16 protein-coding genes and 1 pseudogene are annotated in these 19,471 nt (G+C 71.7%); 6 read left to right on the top strand and 11 right to left on the bottom strand.

From position 1 onward, the window contains the following. Positions 1 to 40: 40 nt before the first annotated feature. From AB0E90_RS05480 to AB0E90_RS05470, 3 genes are all read left to right on the top strand, one after another. Complete coding sequence (locus AB0E90_RS05480) at positions 41 to 1,090, top strand: DUF3500 domain-containing protein (RefSeq protein ID WP_360399653.1); 1,050 nt, start codon at positions 41 to 43, stop codon at positions 1,088 to 1,090. A gap of 62 nt (positions 1,091 to 1,152) precedes the next feature. Continuing rightward, complete coding sequence (locus AB0E90_RS05475; RefSeq protein WP_360401311.1) at positions 1,153 to 2,502, top strand: hypothetical protein; 1,350 nt, start codon at positions 1,153 to 1,155, stop codon at positions 2,500 to 2,502. Between the two features lie 234 nt (positions 2,503 to 2,736). Beyond that, positions 2,737 to 2,949 (top strand): hypothetical protein, encoded by a 213-nt coding sequence (locus tag AB0E90_RS05470; protein ID WP_360399650.1) that lies wholly within the window; start codon positions 2,737 to 2,739, stop codon positions 2,947 to 2,949. Between the two features lie 10 nt (positions 2,950 to 2,959). Here the strand turns inward: AB0E90_RS05470 and AB0E90_RS05465 are convergent, their stop codons facing one another. Genes AB0E90_RS05465 through ribA form a run of 4 tightly spaced genes read right to left on the bottom strand, consistent with a single transcriptional unit; the run spans position 2,960 to position 8,113 of the window. Further along, a complete protein-coding gene (locus tag AB0E90_RS05465) occupies positions 2,960 to 3,418 on the bottom strand; it encodes a hypothetical protein (RefSeq protein WP_360399647.1) in 459 nt (152 codons plus the stop codon). 16 nt (positions 3,419 to 3,434) lie between these two features. Continuing rightward, positions 3,435 to 5,486, bottom strand: coding sequence for a DNA helicase RecQ (gene recQ, locus AB0E90_RS05460; RefSeq protein ID WP_360401308.1), 2,052 nt, complete (start codon positions 5,484 to 5,486; stop codon positions 3,435 to 3,437). 20 nt (positions 5,487 to 5,506) lie between these two features. Beyond that, the gene (locus AB0E90_RS05455; protein ID WP_360399644.1) at positions 5,507 to 7,438 is read right to left on the bottom strand and encodes a SpoIIE family protein phosphatase; all 1,932 of its coding nucleotides are present in this window, start codon (positions 7,436 to 7,438) and stop codon (positions 5,507 to 5,509) included. A 33-nt stretch (positions 7,439 to 7,471) separates the two neighbouring features. Further along, a complete protein-coding gene (gene ribA, locus AB0E90_RS05450) occupies positions 7,472 to 8,113 on the bottom strand; it encodes a GTP cyclohydrolase II (protein WP_360399641.1) in 642 nt (213 codons plus the stop codon). 164 nt (positions 8,114 to 8,277) lie between these two features. Here ribA and AB0E90_RS05445 point away from each other — a divergent pair, with 164 nt between their 5' ends. Beyond that, entirely contained in the window at positions 8,278 to 8,970 is a 693-nt protein-coding gene (locus tag AB0E90_RS05445) for a dihydrofolate reductase family protein (RefSeq protein WP_360399638.1), read from the top strand. Positions 8,971 to 8,982: 12 nt separating this feature from the next. Here AB0E90_RS05445 and AB0E90_RS05440 read toward each other — a convergent pair whose 3' ends face one another. From AB0E90_RS05440 to AB0E90_RS05415, 6 genes and pseudogenes are all read right to left on the bottom strand, one after another. After that, the gene (locus AB0E90_RS05440) at positions 8,983 to 10,008 is read right to left on the bottom strand and encodes a lysylphosphatidylglycerol synthase transmembrane domain-containing protein (RefSeq protein WP_360399635.1); all 1,026 of its coding nucleotides are present in this window, start codon (positions 10,006 to 10,008) and stop codon (positions 8,983 to 8,985) included. Positions 10,009 to 10,068: 60 nt separating this feature from the next. Continuing rightward, entirely contained in the window at positions 10,069 to 10,836 is a 768-nt protein-coding gene (locus tag AB0E90_RS05435) for a class I SAM-dependent methyltransferase (protein WP_360399632.1), read from the bottom strand. 56 nt (positions 10,837 to 10,892) lie between these two features. After that, on the bottom strand, positions 10,893 to 11,759 hold the full coding sequence (locus AB0E90_RS05430; protein ID WP_360401305.1) for a glycosyltransferase: 867 nt from the start codon (positions 11,757 to 11,759) through the stop codon (positions 10,893 to 10,895). A 786-nt stretch (positions 11,760 to 12,545) separates the two neighbouring features. Beyond that, a pseudogene (locus tag AB0E90_RS05425) lies at positions 12,546 to 12,653 on the bottom strand (glycosyltransferase family 1 protein); the annotation flags it as partial. Then, complete coding sequence (locus tag AB0E90_RS05420; protein ID WP_360399629.1) at positions 12,650 to 13,048, bottom strand: 6-carboxytetrahydropterin synthase; 399 nt, start codon at positions 13,046 to 13,048, stop codon at positions 12,650 to 12,652. The pseudogene AB0E90_RS05425 and the gene AB0E90_RS05420, both read right to left, overlap by 4 nt. A 5-nt stretch (positions 13,049 to 13,053) precedes the next feature. After that, complete coding sequence (locus tag AB0E90_RS05415) at positions 13,054 to 14,028, bottom strand: zinc-binding alcohol dehydrogenase (RefSeq protein ID WP_360399626.1); 975 nt, start codon at positions 14,026 to 14,028, stop codon at positions 13,054 to 13,056. A gap of 97 nt (positions 14,029 to 14,125) precedes the next feature. Here AB0E90_RS05415 and AB0E90_RS05410 point away from each other — a divergent pair, with 97 nt between their 5' ends. Beyond that, positions 14,126 to 14,893, top strand: coding sequence for a CDP-alcohol phosphatidyltransferase family protein (locus AB0E90_RS05410; protein ID WP_360399623.1), 768 nt, complete (start codon positions 14,126 to 14,128; stop codon positions 14,891 to 14,893). A 363-nt stretch (positions 14,894 to 15,256) separates the two neighbouring features. Beyond that, positions 15,257 to 18,472 carry a P-loop NTPase fold protein gene (locus AB0E90_RS05405; RefSeq protein WP_360399620.1) on the top strand — a complete coding sequence of 1,072 codons (3,216 nt, stop codon included), beginning with the start codon at positions 15,257 to 15,259 and terminating at the stop codon, positions 18,470 to 18,472. Here the strand turns inward: AB0E90_RS05405 and AB0E90_RS05400 are convergent. Continuing rightward, positions 18,469 to 19,353, bottom strand: coding sequence for an ABC transporter substrate-binding protein (locus AB0E90_RS05400; RefSeq protein ID WP_360399617.1), 885 nt, complete (start codon positions 19,351 to 19,353; stop codon positions 18,469 to 18,471). The genes AB0E90_RS05405 and AB0E90_RS05400 overlap by 4 nt on opposite strands. Positions 19,354 to 19,471 lie beyond the last annotated feature (118 nt).

Below are 19,471 nucleotides of genomic sequence, written 5' to 3'. Positions count from 1 at the left end.
ATTCACTTCCATGAATGTCCGACAGGAAAGGTCTGCCCACGTGAGAACGAGATCCACTCTCGTCGCCACCGGCGTGGCCCTCGCGCTGGTGGCCGGCGGGGCCACTACCAGCGCGTTCGCCGCCAGCTCGACCCCCGGGGCCGCCCCGGTGGCGGCGGTCGCCGACACCACCCCGGCGATCGTCGCCGCCACGAACGCCTTCCTCGCCACGCTCACCGCCGCCCAGAAGACGTCCGTGCAGTTCGCCTGGACCAACACCACCCAGAAGAAGAAGTGGTCCAACCTGCCCCAGGGCCTCTACACCCGGTCCGGCCTGATGTGGGGCAACCTGACCACGGCCCAGCAGAACGCCTGGCTGGCGGTCATGCAGGTCACCCTCAGCCCGGCGGGCTACACCCGGGTCCGTCAGGAGTGGGCCGCCGACGACAAACTGGCCGGCGGCGGGGGACTGCAGTACGGCCAGCAGTACTACTGGATCGCCCTGATCGGCACCCCGTCCGAGACCACCCCCTGGCAGTGGCAGTGGGGCGGCCACCACGTCACCGTCAACGCCACGATCAAGGGCACCGAGGTCGCCCTCTACCCGAGCTTCATCGGCGCGCAGCCGGCCAGCTACACCAGCGGCACCAGCACGGTGAAGCCGCTCGGCGACATCTGGACCGCGGCGTACACCCTGCTCAGCTCGTTCACCGCGGCGCAGAAGACCAAGGCGGTGCTGGGCAGCAGCTACATCGACCTGCTCTACGGACCCGGTCAGGACAGCCGGGCGCCGTCCTACCAGGGCATTGCCGGCTCGGCGCTCACCGCCGCGCAGAAGACCCAACTGCTCAACCTGATCAGCCTGTACGGCAACCTGGTCAACGCCGAGGACGCGGCCACCCGGCTGGCGGAGATCTCGTCCACCCTGGACCAGACCTATTTCGCCTGGTACGGGCCGACCACGAACGCCGGTAACGCGTACTTCCGGCTCACCGGCCCGCGGGTGATCATCGAGTACTCGCCGCAGGCGATGGGCGGCACCGCCGCGAACCACATCCACGGCATCTACCGCGACCCGCAGAACGACTACGGGGCAGCGATCACCGGATGATGACGACGGCCTCGGGCCGTTCGCGGAGGGCGCCAGTCCTGCTCCTGGCGCCCTTCGTGGCAATGGCCCTCATCCTGCTGCCGGCGAGCGCCGCCTGGGCGCACCCGCTGGACATCTCCCGCCAGACCACCTACGTGACGGTCTCCGAAGGCGCGGTCACGGTCGAGGTCGATCTCGCCGCCGGCGTGCTGGTCGCGCCCGACTTCATCGCCGCCCTCGACACCGACCACGACCAGGCGTTCAGCGCGGCCGAGGGCAGCTCCTACGCGTCGAGGCTGCTCGCGAAGCTGACCCTGCGGATCGACGAAACCCCGATGCCGCTCACCCTGAGCGGTGTGGAACTGCCGACCTTCCCACAGACCCAGGCCGGGTACGGCGTTCTGCACGTCACCGCCACCGCCCCGCTCGCGCCGTCGGCCGGCGACCACAACGTGTTCTACCGCAACGACTTCACCCCGGCGAAACCGGTGTACGAGGTGGTCGTGCTGACCCCGAAGAAGTCCACCATCACGGTCGCCTCCCAGCAGCACGACGACGAGCAGCGGCAGGTCGCGGCGGTGTTCACCGTCCACGGCGACACCGCGCCGGCGGCATCGGCCGAGCCGTCGTCCGGCGGCGGCATCGAGCGCCTGCTCGCCATGCTGCAGGACCCGAACCGCTCGGTCTGGCTGACCGTGGTCGCACTCGGGCTGGCGATGGTGCTCGGCGCCTTCCACGCCCTGACCCCCGGCCACGGCAAGACGATGATGGCGGCCTACCTGGTCGGCAGCGGCGGCCGCGTCCGCGACGCCCTCGCCCTGGGCGCCTCGGTGACGGTGACGCACACGTCGTCGGTGCTGGCGATCGGGGCGGTCGCGTTGCTGGCGAGCCACTTCGCCGTACCGGACCTGCTGGTCCCGGCCCTGGAGCTGATCTCCGGGCTGCTGGTCCTCGGCCTGGGCCTGCGCCTGCTGTGGCAGCGCCGCACCGCCCTCCCATGGTTCGCCACCCACCACCCTCACGACCACGACCACGACCACGACCACGACCACGACCACAGCCATGACCACGACCACCCGCACGACCACGACCACGGCCCGGCCGGCCGGCGGGTGGGGCTCGGCTCGGTGGTGGCGCTCGGCATCTCCGGCGGACTGGTGCCGTGCCCCGAGGCCCTCGGCGTGATGATCCTGGCCGTCGGCCTCGGCCACATCGCGGTCGGCATGCTCCTGATCGTCTCGTTCAGCGTCGGCCTGGCCGCCGTCCTGATCGGCATCGGCATCCTGCTCGTCCGAGCCCGCACGCTCCTGGCCGGCCGTTTCCAGACCGGCGCCCCAGCCCGCTGGGCCCGCCTGCTGCCCCTGATCAGCGCGGTCGTAGTCGTGCTGCTCGGCGCCGGCCTGATCGTCCGCACGGTGAGCGGAACCGCCTAGCGGGGCTGTCCAGGGAGGTCGGCCGAGGTGGTGTCACGCTCGCGATCGTCCTTTCCGCACACCTCGCCTGTCCGTCGAGACGACACCCGACCGGGGGAATGTGGACCACGGTGGACGGAAAGAAATGTTCTTTCAGGGGTTGGCGGGTTGTTGACCACCCCGGTACTTGTTAGCGCCTGACGTAGCGTGCGAGGCCAGGGACGGTTTCGACGCGGGGACAAGGGGGCGCTCAGAATGCAGGAGCTGGCAGACAAATCAAGCGACGCGGCGGCTTCCGGCGTGGTGGCGGCGGGCGACCACGCGGAGCGCGCGACGCCGCGCTGCCTGCATTGCGCCGAGCAGTTGGTGCTGGACGATCTGTGGGGCTGGGTGCACGACAACGGTGAATACCTGTGCCGCGACCGCGAGAGCGGCGAGCTGCTCTGTCAGCCGGCCACCCTCATCTGAGCGCGGCCGCTCAGACCCGCACCCGCTCCTGGAACCACCGGCCCAGGACACGGAACTCGTCCTTCACGGCCTGCCACGGCGGCACGTCCGCCTCTTCCCAGAGGAACTGGTAGAGGATGCTCAGCGGAGCGTCCGTGCCGGTGAGCCGGTCGCGCATGCGGTCGTCGCCGAGCTGTTTCGCCAGGTCGGTGGAGGCGTTGAGGCAGTCGAGGATCGTGCCGCCGTCCTCGCTCGACTGCTCGTGACCCTCCTCGAGCAGTTGCGCGGCGGCCCGGAAGTCGATCACGTCGCTCTCGCCGTGGTCGATCGTGGCTCCGTCGCCGTAGAGCAGGATGCGCCCGCCCTCGGCCAGGAAGATGTCGAACTCGCCGTCGATGTTGCCGCCCCACAGCGCGTAGCCCGACACGGTCGGCAGCACGAGCCGCACGAGGTACAACTCGGACAGCGAGGAGCCGATCTTGCCAGGCATGTGGCCAGGTTAAGGCCTATTCGTCGTAGTAGGGGTCATACGCCGGTTCCTCCTCCGGCGGTTCCTCGTCACCGAAGAAAAGCGGCTCGTCCGCGGGACGCTGCGCAGGAGCGGGCCTCGCCGGCGCGGCGGTCGCGGCGGCGGCCCTGGCGGGCGCGGCGGTCCGAGACGCGGCCGCAGGCCTCCGAGCCGGCGGGGCGGCGGCCGGCGGTGGGGCGGCAGCGGGCGGCGTGGCGGCGGGCGTGGCGGCGGCGAGAGCAGCCGGGTCGGCGCCCTCGAAGAGGTCGAGGACCTGCTGTCCGAACTTCGTCAGCTTGCTCTGCCCGACACCGCTGACCTGCCCGAGCTGGGCCAGCGTCGCCGGGCGCAGCGTCGCGATCGCCTTGAGCGTGGCGTCGTGGAAGATGACGTAGGCCGGGACGCCCTGCTCCTTGGCCGTCGCCGCCCGCCAGGCCCGCAGCCGCTCGAAGTCGGGCGCCGCCGAAGCCGGCAGGTCAGGAGCGGGCGCGGCGGCCGACCGGGTGCGCGGCGCCTTGAGCTTCTGCTGCGGGGCCTCGCGCCGCATCATCACCTGGACGCCGCCGCGCAGGACCTCGGTGCTGGTCTCGGTGAGCACGAGCGTGCCGTATTCGCCCTCGACCGCCAGGTAACCCGCCGCCAGGAGTTGCCGCACGACCCCGCGCCACTCCTGGTCGCGCAGGTCGGCGCCGATGCCGAAGACCTTCAGCTCGTGGTGGCGGAACTGCTGCACCTTGTCGGTCTGCTTGCCGAGCAGGATGTCGATGGACTGGCCGGCGCCGAACTTCTGGCCGCGCTCGCGCTGCAGCCGCAGCACCGTGGACAGCAGTTTCTGGGCCGGCACCGTGCCGTCCCAGGACTCCGGCGGGGCCAGGCACGTGTCGCAGTTGCCGCAGGCGACGTCGCTGCGCTGGCCGAAATAGGCGAGCAGCTGAGCGCGCCGGCACGACACCGTCTCGCAGAGGGCGAGCATCGCGTCGAGGTGCTGGGAGGCGTTGCGGCGGTGCGCGGCGTCGCCGTCCGAGCCTTCGATCATCTTGCGTTGCTGCACGACGTCCTGCAATCCGTACGCCAGCCAGGCGGTGGACGGCTGGCCGTCGCGGCCCGCCCGGCCGGTCTCCTGGTAATAGCCCTCCACCGACTTGGGCAGGTCGAGGTGGGCGACGAACCGGACGTCGGGCTTGTCGATGCCCATGCCGAAGGCGATCGTGGCCACCATGACCAGGCCGTCCTCGCGCAGGAAGCGGGACTGGTTGGCGGCGCGCACCCGGGAGTCGAGGCCGGCGTGATAAGGCAACGCGGGCACCCCGTTTTCGGACAGGAACTCGGCGGTCTTCTCCACCGAGGCCCGGGACAGGCAGTAGACGATGCCGGAGTCGCCGGTGTGCTCGCTGCGCAGCAGGGAGAGCAGTTGCCGGCGCGGCTCGTTCTTCGGGGCGATGCGGTATTGGATGTTGGGCCGGTCGAAGCTCTGCGTGAAGTGGCGCGCGCCGGTCAGCTGCAGCCGTGTCGCGATCTCTTCCCGGGTGGCGCTGGTGGCGGTGGCGGTCAGGGCGATGCGCGGAACGTCGGGCCAGCGCTCGTGCAGCATCGACAGGTTGAGGTAATCGGGGCGGAAGTCGTGGCCCCACTGCGACACGCAGTGCGCCTCGTCGATCGCGAACAGCGAGATCTTGCCCCGCTCCAGCAGCCGCTGCGTGCTCGGCACACCGAGGCCCTCGGGCGCGACGTAGAGCAGGTCGAGATCGCCGTTGACGAACTCGGCCTCGACTATGCGGCGCTCCTCGAAATCCTGGGTGGAGTTGAGGAAGTTGGCCCGCACCCCGGCCGTGCGCAACGCGTCGACCTGGTCCTGCATCAGGGCGATCAGCGGGGAGACCACCACGCCGGTGCCCGGGCGGACCAGGGCGGGGATCTGGTAACACAGCGACTTGCCGCCGCCGGTGGGCATCAGCACCAGGGCGTCGCCGCCGCCGATCACGTGCTCGATGATGTCGCGCTGGCTGCCGCGGAAATCCGGGTAGCCGAACACGCGGTTGAGGACGTCCATGGCGGGGGAGAGGGCCGAAGTCACCCCGCGATGGTAGAGGGACCGGCCGACATTCTGTCGCGGCCTGTGGATAACCCCGGCAGGCCGACCAGGTCGAGTATCACCCGCACGGGTGTGCCGTCCGCCGCGTGCAGCTCGAGCGCGGCCTTCTGCTCGGCGTGCTGCGCGGCCACGTGATGCAGCGCCGACACCCCGGCGCTGGCCAGATGGGTGACCGCGGAGAGATCGACATGCAGCGGCACGGTCCCGCCCCGGCTGCGCCGCAACAGCTCGGTGCGCACTCGTTCGGCGGTCACCGCGTCGATGTCGCCCTCGATCCGCACCCGCGTCTCGTCCCCGCCGGGCTCCTCCACGATCGTGAACAAGTGCGACATCTCACTCGACGGCCCGCGTTCCGACAGCAGCCGGGCCGGCCGCACCAGGGTGTGCCGCAGCCGGGCGATCGTGCCCTTCGCCGACGGCTCCACCTGCACCGTCTCCACCAGCTGGGCGGCGAGCGCCAGACCACGACCCCGGTTCGGCTGGGGCGTCGGCTCACGCCAGGCGCCCCGGTCACGCACCGAGATCTCCACCTGCCCGGCTGCGCCGAGAACCCCACGGACCTCGATGGCGTACGGCGTGGAAGCGTGCTCCATGGCATTCGCCAGGAACTCGCCCAGTGCGTGCTGGACGGCGAACGTGTCGGTGGCGGTCGCGCCCACCGCGTACAACCAAGCCTGGATCTTCGCTCTGGTTTCCTGCAGCACGGTGGGGTCGGCCGGCAGATCCAGGGTGAGAGCCGGCGGCAGCGGCACCCGTTGCGCGGCGAGCAGCGTGATGTCGTCGCTGTGCCCGGTCGCCCGCACGAGCAGCTCGACGGTGTGGCTGCAGACCCGCTCGGCCGGGGTCGCTGCCGGATCCCGCAGCGCCCGGCCGGCCGCGCTGTCCGCCGCGACCTGGGCCAGCTCGGCGGCCCCGGAGACGTGGTCGCGCCCGGGCCGCTCGAGGATGCCGTCGGTGTAGAGCAGCAGCAGCTCCCCGGGCCGCACCCGGTCCGTGCCGATCGGGAACGACCCGCCGGTGGCCAGCGGCTTCCCACCCGTACTCCGCAAATATCGGGTCGGACCGCCCGGGGTGACCAGCAGCGGGGCCGGATGGCCGGCCGTGCAGTAGGCCAGCTCCCCGGTGACCGGATCGAGCACCGCCATGCAGATCGTCGTCGCGTGCGCGCCCAGCGACCGGCTCGCGAAGCGGTCCGCGGCGCTGAGCGCCTCGATGATCCCGGCGCCGTCGTCGAGCCGGTCGCGCAGCACCGCGCGCAGCTGCCCCATCACGCCGGACGCGGCAACGCCGTGGCCGACCACGTCGCCGGCGATCAGCGCGACCCGCCCGTCGCGCTGCGGAACCACGTCGAACCAGTCGCCGCCGGCCGCGGTGTCCGCGTCGGCGAGCAGGTAGCTGGCCGCCACCTGCAGCCCCGGCAGAACCGGGAGCCCGGCCGGCAGCAGCTCCCGCTGGAGGGCGGTGATGACCTGCCGGGTCTCCTGGTACCGCTGTTCGAGCAGCTCCGCGGCCTGCCGCCGGCGGACCATCTCGGTGACGTCGAAGCCGACCCCGATGACGCCATCCGGTTTATCCGTCGTGTCGTTCATGGCAGAAAACCATGGTGAAATCGTGAAATTGGCGTACATCTCGTGCACCGAGCCGTCCGGCATGTCCAGGTGCGCGCGCCACTCCTGCCCGGTCACCGGCACCCCGGTCCGGTACACCTCGTAGTACGCGTCCACGAACTGCTGCCCGATCAGATCGCTGATCATGTCGCGGATCGGCACGCCGACGGTCGGCCGCCCGGGCAGGACGGCCCGCGTCGGCCCGCTCAGCCAGCGAACCAGCAGCTCCGGCCCCTCGCACACGACGAGGATGAACGGCACCTGGTCGAGTGCCGCCAGCAACCGGCGCGAATCGTCGCTCATCAGCACATGTTGCCGGACGGCACCCGGACTCTCCTACTCGGCGAGGGGTAGCTCGATGGTGTGAGACGTGTGCGTCGCCTTGGTCGCGAGGTAACGCACGTTCGCCGGCGACATGTGCACGCCGGTCGGGATCCGCTGGGTCACGTCGATCCCGCACGCCTCGAGCTGCTTGGCCTTGTCCGGGTTGTTGGACAGCAGGCGCAGGCGGTCGGCACCCAGGGCGAACAGCATCTGCGCCGCCGCCGAGTAGTCCCGCTCGTCCTCGCCGTGCCCGAGCGCCACGTTCGCCTCGTAGGTGTCCAGGCCCGAGTCCTGCAGCGCATAGGCGTCCAGCTTCGCGTAGAGCCCGATGCCGCGGCCCTCCTGCCGCAGGTAGAGCAGGAAGCCGCCCTGCTCGGCGATCCGCTCCACCGCCTCGCGCAGCTGAGGCCCGCAGTCGCAGCGCAGCGACCCGAACACATCCCCGGTCAGGCATTCGCTGTGCGGTCGCACCAGCGGCGCCCGGCCTCCGGCTGCCGACTTCGTAAGGGCGCGCTGCCAGTCACCCAGGCCGAGAGCGATGTGCTCCTTGCCGTCGATGAGCCCGTCGAAGGTCATCACCCGCGCCGGCGTGGTGTAACCATCGGTAAAACGCAGCGGAACAGTGACCTGTTGGCGCACCGTTGCCTTCATCATCGGTATCGGTCCTCCTCGTTGAATCCCCGCTGATTCGCTATGCCCCCGGTCGAGGTGACCACAACGCAACAGAACGCGAATGTGCCTGTAATCGTCGCCCGGATTATCTTGGACGCAACTGTTCGACCAGGGTGACGATCGTCGCTCGACTGGAGGCGTCATCAATGGTTGAGCGTCCTTATACGCTTCTGAGCTGCGGAATGTCGATCGACGGCTACCTCGACGACGCCGAGCAGGAGCGCCTGCTGCTGTCCAACGAGGCCGATTTCGACCGAGTTGACCAGGAGCGGGCCGGTTGCGACGCAATCCTGGTCGGATCGAACACGATCCGACAGGACGATCCGCGGCTGATGGTCCGCTCCGCGGCGCGGCAGCAGGCGCGAGTGGCGCGTGGCGAGCCGCCACACCCACTGAAAGTGACCGTGACCGGCAGCTGCGGCATCGACCCGGCCGCCAAGTTCTTCAGCCTCGGTGACGTGGAGAAGCTCGTCTACTGCGCCTCCGGCGCCGTCCCCGCGGCCGGCGAGCGGCTCGGCAAGGTCGCCACCATCGTCGACGGCGGCGACCCGGTCGACCTGTCCTTCGTCGTCGCCGACCTGGCCGCCCGCGGCGTGCGCCGGCTGATGGTCGAGGGCGGCGGCTCGATGCACACCCAGTTCCTCACGGCCGGGCTTGCCGACGAGTTGCAGCTGGTCGTGGCCCCGTTCTTCGTCGGCGACTCGCGGGCGCCACGGTTCGTCAGCGACGGCGACTTCCCGTGGGGCCCCGCCCACCGCGCGACCCTGGCCGAGGTGCGGCAGATCGGCGACGTGGTGCTCCTGCGTTACGCGCTCTCGGACCGGTTCGGTGATGTGTAACGACACCAGCGATCACGCGCCGGTGCGGGCGAGCTCACGCGGTGGCGCGTAACCGACGGCGGGCGAGACCGGCGCCACCGCCCGGACAGCCTGGGCGGTCGCCACGACCTTGACCCGGGTGACCGCCCGGACCAGCACGACGACCACGCCCGGCAGGGCCGCGACGAAGGCGAAGACACCGTAGACGACGGCGATGGTCAGGCCCTGCGAGGCGCTGAGGCCGGCCGCGCCGAACGCCCAGGCGGTAACCGCCTCACGCGGGCCCCAGCCGCCGACGTTCAGCGGCAGCGACATCGCCAGCAGCGCGAGCAGCATCAGCGGGATAAGTTTTCCGATCGTCGCCTGCGAGCCGGCCGAACGGGCCGCCACCACGAACGTCGCCAGGTGACCGCCGAGCACCACCGTCGAGGCGAGCGTGATGCCCGGCCAGTTACGCCGGGAGAACAGGCCGGTGCGGATCTCGCCGAGCGTGGTGCGGACGGCGCTCGCCACCCGCGATCCGCCCTGCCGCAACCGGCGGCAGGCGACCAGCACGAGAACGACGGCCAGGGCGACGGCGGCGGCGACCGTCGCGGCCACCGCGCCATGCGCATCAAGAGCGGTCAAGACCGGCGAGGGTACGGTGACCAGCACCGTCACGCCGACACCGATGAGGACGATCTGGCCCGCCGTCCGCTCCAGGACCACGGCCCGGACACTGCGGGCGACGTCACCCTCGTCGCGGCCGTGCTTGACCGCCCGGTCGACGTCGCCGATCACTCCGCCCGGCAGAGCCGCGTTGAGGAACAGCGCCTTGTAGTAATCGGCGATCGCGGTGCGGATCGACAGCGTGAGGCCGAGCCCGCGGGCGACCAGGCACCAGCGCCAGGCGCTGAACACCGTGGTGGTGACCCCGATCAGGAACGCGGCCACCAGAGCGGGCGCGTCGATGACCCGCAGCCCGTCGAGGAACGCGCCGGTCCCGAGCCGCCACAACAGCACCGCGAGGATCGCCGCACCGCCGAGCAGGCGCAACCATGGCCAGATCGAACGCGTCACGTCCCAGTCCCCTTCGTTTGCCCGTCTTTCCCCTAGTACGCCGGGACGGGCCGAAAGGGTTCAGTCGAAGATCGCTAAAAGATCCACATGTCCGACCGTGGCGCGCGGCAGATCGGCCAGCCGCCCCCGCAAATAATCATCGAGCTGCAGGTCAGGGCTCTGTTCCCGGGCCGCGGCCACCCATCCGCGCAACCACTCGGCAGTGAGTTCCGGCATATCCGGTCCAAGGCGCCAAGCGCTCGGCCGGGTGAAGACGGTCGCGCCGGCTTTCTCGAACGCCACCTTCGCCGCCTCCGGGGCGTCCGGCCCCAGCAGCCGGCGGCCGCCCTCGACCCGGCGCTGATGCGCATTGAAGGCAGCTTCGACGGATTTGTCCGCCGGCTGCGCCGGTTCGAGGGTGACCTCGCCCGCGACCGACAGCGTGAACAGCGCCGGCGTCTTCGAGGCCGCGCAGGCCGCGGCCAGACTCCCGACCTCCACCTCGGTGAGCAGGTCGAGCAGCGCCGAGCAGGTGACCAGGTCGGCCTCGGCGAGATCGTCGGCGGTCAGATCGGTGACGTCGCCGAGCGCCACCTCCACAGTCACGTCGTCGAACGGCATGTTGGCCGCGGCGTAGGTCAGCAGCGCCGGGTCCCGGTCGGCCATCACCCAGTGCTGCGGCGCCGGCAGTTGCGGCGCGAGCCACCGGCCGAGCGACCCGGTCCCGCACCCGAGGTCCCGGATGGTCCGCACCGGCCCCGGCAGCAGCCCGACGAGATCGGCGGCGCGGGCGGCCGCATCGGCCGGCTCACGAAGCCCCAGCCAGGTCTCACTGAACTCTCCGGTCATGCGATGCCCTTCTCGGATCGGCGATACATGTTTGACTGTGCCCACGGCGCGGCGTGTCACGCGTCGAGCACGGCGGCTATCCGGCGCGCCGTTTCGGTCCAGGTGGGAAGGCCTCCACGGCGGCCCTCGGCGGAAGCACGCCATCGTTCGCGCAGTGGGGGGTCCGTGAGCCAGCGGCGCAGCGCGGCGGCCAGCGCCGCCGGATCGTCCGGGGGGATCAGCAGGCCGGGGCGGGTGCCGTCGGGGGCGAGGCCGAGGGCCTCGGAGACGCCGCCGACGTCGGTGGCGAGCACCGGCAGGCCGCGGGCCAGGGCTTCGGTCACCACCATGCCGTACGTCTCGGCGCGCGACGGAAGCACGAAAAGATCCGCGTCGGCGTAGGCAGCATCCAGCTCCGCCCCCGCCTTCGGCCCGGTGAAGCGAATGTTCCCGCCGGCATGCGAAACCGGCGTCCTCACTGCCCCGACAAACGTGCAGCTCCAGTCGAGGTCGGCAAGGTCCCGCTCCAACGCCGCAACCAGCAGATCCTGCCCCTTACGCGGCGTAACCGCCGCCACGCAGAGCAGCCGCCCCCCACCCACCGACGGCACAGCTAGGGGAGCAGCGTCCACGCCAGGCACCGCAACCGCAACCGGCGGCCCGGCGCCAACGCCAGGCACCGCAACCGCGACCCGAGGCCCGGTGCCAACGCCAGGCGCCGCAACCGGCGGCCCGGTGCCAACGCCAGGCGCCGCAACCGGCGGCCCGGTGCCAACGCCAGGCGCCGCAACCGGCGGCCCGGCGCCAACGCCAGGCGCCGCAACCGCGACCCGAGGCCCGGTGTCAACTCCGGGCACCGCGACGCGTGGGCCGGCGTTGGCCGGCGCCGTCGAGGCGGTGCGAAGGGCGAGGCTGCCGTCCGCCACGAGCGGCAAGTCGTGCATTTCCGAAATGCGGCGAGCGGCGGCCTCGCTCGTGGCGATCACGGCGGATGCCAGGTGGAGCGTCGCCCGCTCCTGGGCGCGCAGCCGGGCGGCCTCGCTCGCGCTCAGGCCGGTCTCGTCGCTGAGCGGCAGGTGGACCAGCACGATCAGCCGCAAGCGCTCCCGGTGCGGCTCGAGCAACTCCGGAACACCGCACGCCACGAGCCCGTCGATGAGCACATCGGACTTATCCGGAATGTTGCCGAGTGCGCTGCTCAGGGCGGCGCGAGCGACCGCCGCCGGCGTCGGCCACGACCCGGCGACGGCAATCTCGTGCACATCGCGCCCAACGATCCCGCTGCCGGCCGCGCCGCCACCGTTACCCGATCTTGGCGAGTTGGTGTCCGCGTCGAGCGTGAAGTCTCCAAGATCGGGGAAGGGCGCGGGCCCGCCGCCACCTTCAGCCGATCTTGGCGAGTTGGTGTCCGCGTCGAGCGTGAAGTTTCCAAGATCGGGGGAGGGCGCGGGCCCGCCGCCACCTTCAGCCGATCTTGGCGAGTTGGTGTCCGCAGGGAACGCGAAGTTTCCAAGATCGGGAGAGGGCGCGGGCCCGCCGCCACCTTCAGCCGATCTTGGCGAGTTGGTGTCCGCAGCGAGCGCGAACTTTCCAAGATCGGGCGCGGGCGCGGGCGCGGGCGCGGGCGCGGGAGTGGGCGCGGGTGCGGGTGCGCCGCCATCGTCAGCCGATCTTGGTGAGTTCGTGTTCGCAGGGAACGCGAACTCTCCAAGATCGGCGGAAAGGGGCGGCGCGCCCGACAGGAGGGTTAGGACTTTTCGGTCGTACAGGTTGCCGCCGCTGGGGGCTGCCGGGTCGTCGATGCCGGACGGCAGCACTGCCCAGAGCGGCTTCGTCACAGCGCTCGCTCGTAGCTCGCCCACGCCACGTGCGACTCGTGCAGGGTCACCGAGATGCCGGTCAGCCCGGCCGCGCCCGCGCCGAGGCCGCCCGACGCCACCTTGTCGGCGAGGCGGTCGGCGATCACCTTGGCGAGGAACTCGGTCGACGTGTTGATGCCGGCGAAGTCGCTCTCGTCGTCGAGGTTGCGATAGCTCAGGCCGCCGCAGATGGCGCGCAGCTCCTCCAGCGCGAGGCCGATGTCGACCACGATGTTGTCGTCGTCCAGCTCGGGGCGGCGGAAGGTGGCGTCGACCACGAACGTGGCGCCGTGGAGTTTCTGCGCCGGGCCGAAGACCTCGCCGGTGAAGCTGTGGGCGACCATGATGTGGTCGCGGACGGTGACGCTGAACAAGGGAGCTACTCCTCGGGGTAGTCGATCACGTGGCAGAGGGCGGGAAGGCTACCGTCCGCAAGGCGCGGCAGCACCTGCGGAAGATCATCGAAGGGCGATCGTCCGGTGATCAATGTCTCGAACGCGGGGTTCTCGAGCAGCGAAAGCGAAAGAGCCAGCCGGTCGGCGTAGGTGCGGCGCCGCCCGGGAACGATGTTCCCCACCTGGCTGCTTCGAATCGTCAGGCGGCGGGCGTGGAAGAACTCTCCGAGCGGCACGCTGACCTGCTTGTCGCCGTACCAACTGAGCTCGACGACGGTGCCCTCGGGCGCGAGGAGCTCGAGCGACCGGGTCAGGCCGGCGGACGTCGCGCTGGCGTGGATGACGATGTCGCAATCGCCGAGGGCGTCGGACGGATGCGCGAAGGACGCGCCCAGGGCCGAGGCGATGGCGGCGCGCGAGGGATCCACGTCGACGAGCTCGACGCGTACACCCGGGATCGTCGCGGCGATGGCCGCGACCGAACAGCCGACCATGCCGCCCCCGACCACCGCGATCTTGTCGCCGATCAGCGGGGCCGCATCCCAGAGCGCATTGACCGCGGTCTCGATCGTGCCGGCGAGCACCGCCCGGTGCGCCGGGACCGCGGGCGGCACGACCGTGACCGCCGACGCCGGAACGACAAAACGGGTCTGATGTGGGTATAGGGAGAATACGGTCTGACCCAGGAGCGAGGAGGGGCCGTGTTCGACCACGCCGACGTTCAGGTAGCCGTACTTCACCGGGGCCGGGAATTCGCCCTCCTGGAAGGGGGCGCGCATCTCCGGCCACTGGCTCTCCGGCACCCGCCCGCCGAAGACGAGCGTCTCGGTGCCGCGGCTCACTCCGGTGTGCAGAGTGCGGACCAGAACTTCGTCCCGCGCCGGCGCCGGCACCCGTGACGTGCGGATCTCTCCCCGTCCGGGGGCAGCGAGCCAGAACGCCCGTGCGTCACCCGACATCGGCAGTCTCCTAACCCAGTGAACCGAAAGCCGCCGCTGGTCGTGTTAACCCCTGACAGCGGCAACCATACGCAGCCGATCTTGCACTGGAGGCACGGTGACACTCGCAGCGACCCCGTCGGCGCCCCCGAAGGGCCCGATGACCGGCTTGGCCGCCCAGCTCGCCTTGCTGGCCGCCCTCGCCGTGACGCTCGGTCTCACCCCGGCCGGTCTCGCGGCCGGCGTCATCTACGGCCTGGTGCTCTGCACGCTGCTGGCCGCGGGCCTGATCCGCGCCGGCCGCACCCGGATGGGCGCCGCGAACGTGGTCACGTTCAGCCGCGCGATCCTGGTCGGCGGGGTGACGGCCCTGGTGGTGACGTCGTTCTCGCACCCGATCAGCATTCCGGCGCTGGTCACGATCGCCGGCGTGGCGCTGGCCCTGGACGGCGTCGACGGCCAGGTGGCCCGCCGCACCGGCACCACGAGCGCGCTGGGCGCCCGCTTCGACATGGAGATCGACGCCTTCCTGATCCTGGTCCTGAGCGTCTACGCCGGCGACCGCTTCGGCTGGTGGACGGTAGCGCTGGGCGCCTACCGCTACGCCTTCGTGGCCGCTTCATGGGCGCTCCCGTGGCTCAACGCCGCCCTGCCGCCCCGCTTCTCCCGCAAGGTCGTGGCCGCGCTGCAGGGCATCGTCCTGGCCCTGGTCACCGCGAACCTGCTCCCGCACTACGCCGCGCTGGCCGCCCTGGTGGTCGCCCTCGGTACCCTGACCTGGTCCTTCGGCCGCGATTCCCTCTGGCTCTACCGAGCTTCCCGGGTGCGCGCCGCCGCCCGCGAACGCTGGGCGGCCCCCACCCCGCAGCCGGCCCTGGCCGCCTGACGATCCCAGGCCGGGCCAACCCCCGCCTCCGGTCACCCCGACCGACCCACTTCCGCCCACCACATTCCGCCAGCTGTACGCGACGCGACTCCCACAACCGCACGAAAGTCAGCCCCCGGCTCCGCCGCTGCCGCATGCGCCGGCTTCCGCGCTGGGTCCGGGCCGTGGCGCGACCGCCGGCCGGCCGGGTGGGCGCTGATGGCTGAGGTCGTCGATGGGCCGTGCCGGTATTCGTGAAACGCGTCGCCCCACATCGGCGATCCGCTGCCGGTTTACGCAGCGTCCGGGGGTAGTCGGGTTACCGACCGCTTCGCTGAGGCGGCCGACTCAGACTGAGTGGCCGCAGCTGCGGAGGTGGCCACCATGACCCAGTTACCGAATCCGGCCGAGACTCACGACGACACCGCCGGGAAAGCGCCGGAAGAGCCGCTCCCCAGCGCCGCGGCGCGCGGTTTCATGGATTCGCTGCGCCATCCGCCCGAGGCGGAGGCACCTGCCACCGGCGAGCAGGCCACCGCCGAGCCGCCCTGGCCCCGCACGGAAGCGGTCCGCCGGTTGCTGGGCCGGGATCCGGCGAAGGCCGGCGCGGGCGGACAGCCGGCGCAGATGTCGGCCGGGGGCTTGGCGGCCGATGCGATCGCTGCGGCCACCGGGAGCGAGCGGCCGGGTGGGCTCGACGGGCTGGGCAAGAGTGTGGCCGACCCGGAGCACCTGCTCGCCGTGGTGGAGGAGCAGTGGGACCGGAAACGGCTGGCCGAGATCGACGTGGCCGCCGTCGCGATCGGGCTGGCCCTGGACGGGGTGGTCGGACGGATTCTGCTGCGCACCGGGCTGATCCAGGAATGCTCGACGGCCCGGCTGGCCGACGGCGGCGAGACCTATTGGGACGCGCTCAGCGACGAGGGCCGTACCCGGGCCGAGAACCAGCCGCTGCTGGCCGCCGCGCTCGGTGCGCCGGCCGAACGCACGGTGCACTTTCCCGGGCCGACTCGGCTGATCGCGTTCTCGCCGTACGGAGATCGGGTTGCGGTTCTCGGCGAAGCCGGCCTGTTTCGGGCGGAGCGGGACGGTGAGGTCGGCCGGGTCGGCGGCCCGGACGCCGAAGCGATCTCGCTGGGCTGGGACTACGACGGCATCCTGGTGCTGCGCAACGACAGCGCCGGTCTCCATCTGCATCGGCCGGAGCAGGGCAATCCGGCTGATAATGACCCACCGAGCGGGATCACCGAGCCGGCTGAGGGTCTGCTCGCCGGTGGACCACCGGCGTGGCTCGCCCGGACGTCCGGCGTCACGCGGTGGTGGGGGCGCGGCGGTCCGGCCGAGGACGTGGTGCTGCCCGGCGCGACCGAGGTGCTCGCCGTCGACGATACCGGGCATCGCGGGCTGCTCCGGGTGGGCGAGGACGCGGTGCTGGTCAGCACGCTTCCGGCCGACCGGCTCCGGTTCCCGCCGACGATCGACCCGGCGAGGAACGACCCGCCGACGAACGACCACCCGACGAACGACCCGCCGACGAACGACCCGGCCGTGACACTGGCCCGGATCCCGTTCCCGGAGGGGCCGTATGCGCTGGTCGATCTCGGTGACGCCGTCGCGGTGGCGGAGGTGACCGAGGACGATCGGATCGTCGTGTCCGAGCCGGGTGGTCCGCCGATCGCCGAGATCCTCACCGGTGGGCGGCCGGTCGACGCGATCGCCACCGGCGGGGCCGGCAACTATCTCGCCGTCGCGTTCGGTGACCAGGTCGAGGTCTGGCCGATCGCCACCGTCGTGTCCCGGTCGGTGGCCGGCTACGACCCGGACAGCATGCACGGCACCGACCTGCTGGAGGCCGACCGGGACGCGGTCGCGCTGGCCGCGCTGATCGCCTCGCGCCGGCTGCGGCCGCCGCTGGCCGTCGGATTGTTCGGCGAGTGGGGTTCGGGCAAGACGTTCGTGCTGGATCGGATCATCGGCACGCTGCGGGAGCTGGCCGGCTCGCACGACGACGGGTTCGTCAACGACGTCGTGGACGTGCCGTTCAACGCGTGGCATTACGCCGAGACCAACCTGTGGGCCAGCCTCGTCGACGCGGTGCTTCGCAAGGTGGCGCCGCGCCCGGCCGCTGATCTGCCCGAGGTGCAGGAGGCGCAGCGGCTGGTGGCCGAGGCCGACACCGAGCAGGAGCGGCTCGCGGGTGAGGAGTCCAAGGCGCTGGCGGCGGTCACGACGGCCACCGAACGCCTGGTCAAGCGGCGGCGCAACGCCTGGATCACCGGCGGCGTGGTGGTGCTGGGCGGGGCGGCCGCGGTGGTCACGGTCGTGCTCGGCGGGTCCGCGATGGCGGCGACCGTGCTCAGCGCGGCCACCGTCGTGGCCGGCTACCTCACCACCGCGCTCGGTCAGGTGAAGGCGGCCCGCAGCCAGGCCGCCGAGATCGCGGCGACGGGGCAGGCCGGGCTCGCGGCGGCGACCCGGTTCAGCACCCGCGCCGACGCGGACGCCGCGCGCGCCGCGGTCGCCCACCATGAGGAGGTCGCCGAACAGGCGCGGGCGGCGCACAGCGCGCATGAGCGGCTCGTCGCCCGGGCGCAGCAGCTCACCGAGCAGGCCGGGGACGACCGGATGGCGTCGGTCGTCGGTCAACTGTCGACGGTGTCCGAGTACCGCGACCAGCTCAGTCTCGTGACCCGCACCCGGGACCGGTTCAAGGCCCTGGACAAGCAGTTCGCGGCCCAGGGCCGCCGGGTGGTGATCGCCATCGACGACCTGGACCGGTGCGAGGCCACGAAGGTGGTGCAGGTCCTCGAGGCGGTGCACCTGCTGTTCAACTTCGAGATGTTCGTGGTCGTGCTGGCCGTGGACACCCGATGGCTGGAGCAGTCGCTGCGGATCCGCTACGCCCAGTTGCTCGGCGTGGACAGCGCCCACCCGTCCGACTACCTCGAGAAGATCATCCAGGTCCCGATGCGGCTCGTGCCGCTCGGCGACGACCTGGTGCGGCGGATGATCGCCGGGCTGACCGGAGTGGCCGGGCACCGCCCGGAGCCGGCGCCCGCACCGGCGAAAGTGGAGCCCGCCGCGGCCGGCCGGCCCGTCGCGCACGATGAGGGTGGGAGCGCCGACGTGGCGGAGCTGCGGACGGCGCCGCGAGCCGGCCGCACACCCCGGCTGGCGCGCGGGCGCCCGCCGGCCGAGCACCTCGAGACCACGCCGGACGAGGGCGCGGCGATGGCGGACGTGGCGCCTCTGGTCGGGTCGACGCCACGCACGGTCAAACGCTTTGTGAACACGTACCGGCTGCTCAAAGCGCGGGTGCGCGACCTCGACAACTTCGACCACCCGCGCGAGGGGGTCGGCGATCACGAGGTGGTGGCGTTCCTGCTCGCCGTCGTGACCGGGCAGCCGGCCGAGGCGGCCAAGCAGCTGTTCGACACGCTGCGGCGGGAGCCGGCCGGGCCGCTGTGCACGGCCGTCGCGCCGAACCGGCCGGAACTCGACGCGGTGCGGCTGTGGCTGGCGGCCAATCCTCGCTACGGCAACGCGCCCCGCCACCGGTTCGCCGCGTGGGCGCCCGAGGTGGCGCGGTTCAGTTTCTAGGCGATCCGGGCGATCGTGCCCGGTGGCGGGGCCGGGACCGCGTCCGGGTGGAAGATCGCGGCCAGGGCCTCCACGCCGGCGATCAGGCGCGGGCCCGGCCGGACCACCAGGGAGTCGCCGTCGATCGCCCAGACCTGGGCGCGCGGGAAGTGCGGCACCACGGCGGCGGCCTGAGCGGCGGCGCCGGCGAGGTGGAAACCGCACGGGGTGACCACGACGACGTCGGGGTCGGGGGCGGCCAGATCGGCGTACGCAATCTGCACCGAGCGCTCGCCCGCATGGGCCGCAACCGGCTCGCCGCCCGCGGCTTTCACCAGGTCGGGCACCCAGTGCCCGGCGGTGAAAGGCGGATCGACCCATTCGACCACGGCCACCCGGGGACGCCGGCGACCGGCCACCGCCGACGCCACCGCGGCCAGCCGGCCACGCAGCGCCGCAACCAGGTCAACGGCCCGATGAGGTACGCCGGCCGCCGCACCCACCTGCAGGAACGTGTCGAGGACCTGGTCGAGCGAGTACGGGTCGAGCGACAGCACGTCGGCCCGGCAACCAAGATGGTCGAGAGCCCGATCGACGTGGCCGGACGGCAGCGCGCAGACCCGGCACAGGTCCTGCGTGAGGATCAGATCGGGCTCGAGGCCGGCCAGGGCGCCCGCGTGCAGCGTGTAGAGGTCGCCACCCGCCGCCATCTGCTCCTTCACGTAGGCGTCGATCTCCGCCGGGGCCATGTCGTGGGTGTCGCGGCCGCCGACCACCACCGTCTTCTCGGTGCGGGCCTGCGGCGGCTCGTCGCATTCGAACGTCACCCCGACCAGGTCGTCGCCCAGGCCGAGGGCGTAGACGATCTCGGTCGCGGACGGGAGCAGGGAGACCAGGCGCATGTCCCCATCCTGCCCCGGACGGCGATCGCAGCCCCCACCGCGATCGCCGTCGGCGCTCTTTCCCTTACGGCCGGAACACGTCGGCGGGGTGCGGGCAGTCATGAGGGGAATCGGCCGA

This window comes from Actinoplanes sp. NPDC026619 (genome assembly GCF_040638295.1).
Lineage (GTDB): Bacteria > Actinomycetota > Actinomycetes > Mycobacteriales > Micromonosporaceae > Actinoplanes.
The sequence above is the reverse complement of the archived record's forward strand: the minus strand, read 5'-3'. Positions and strand labels throughout refer to the sequence as shown.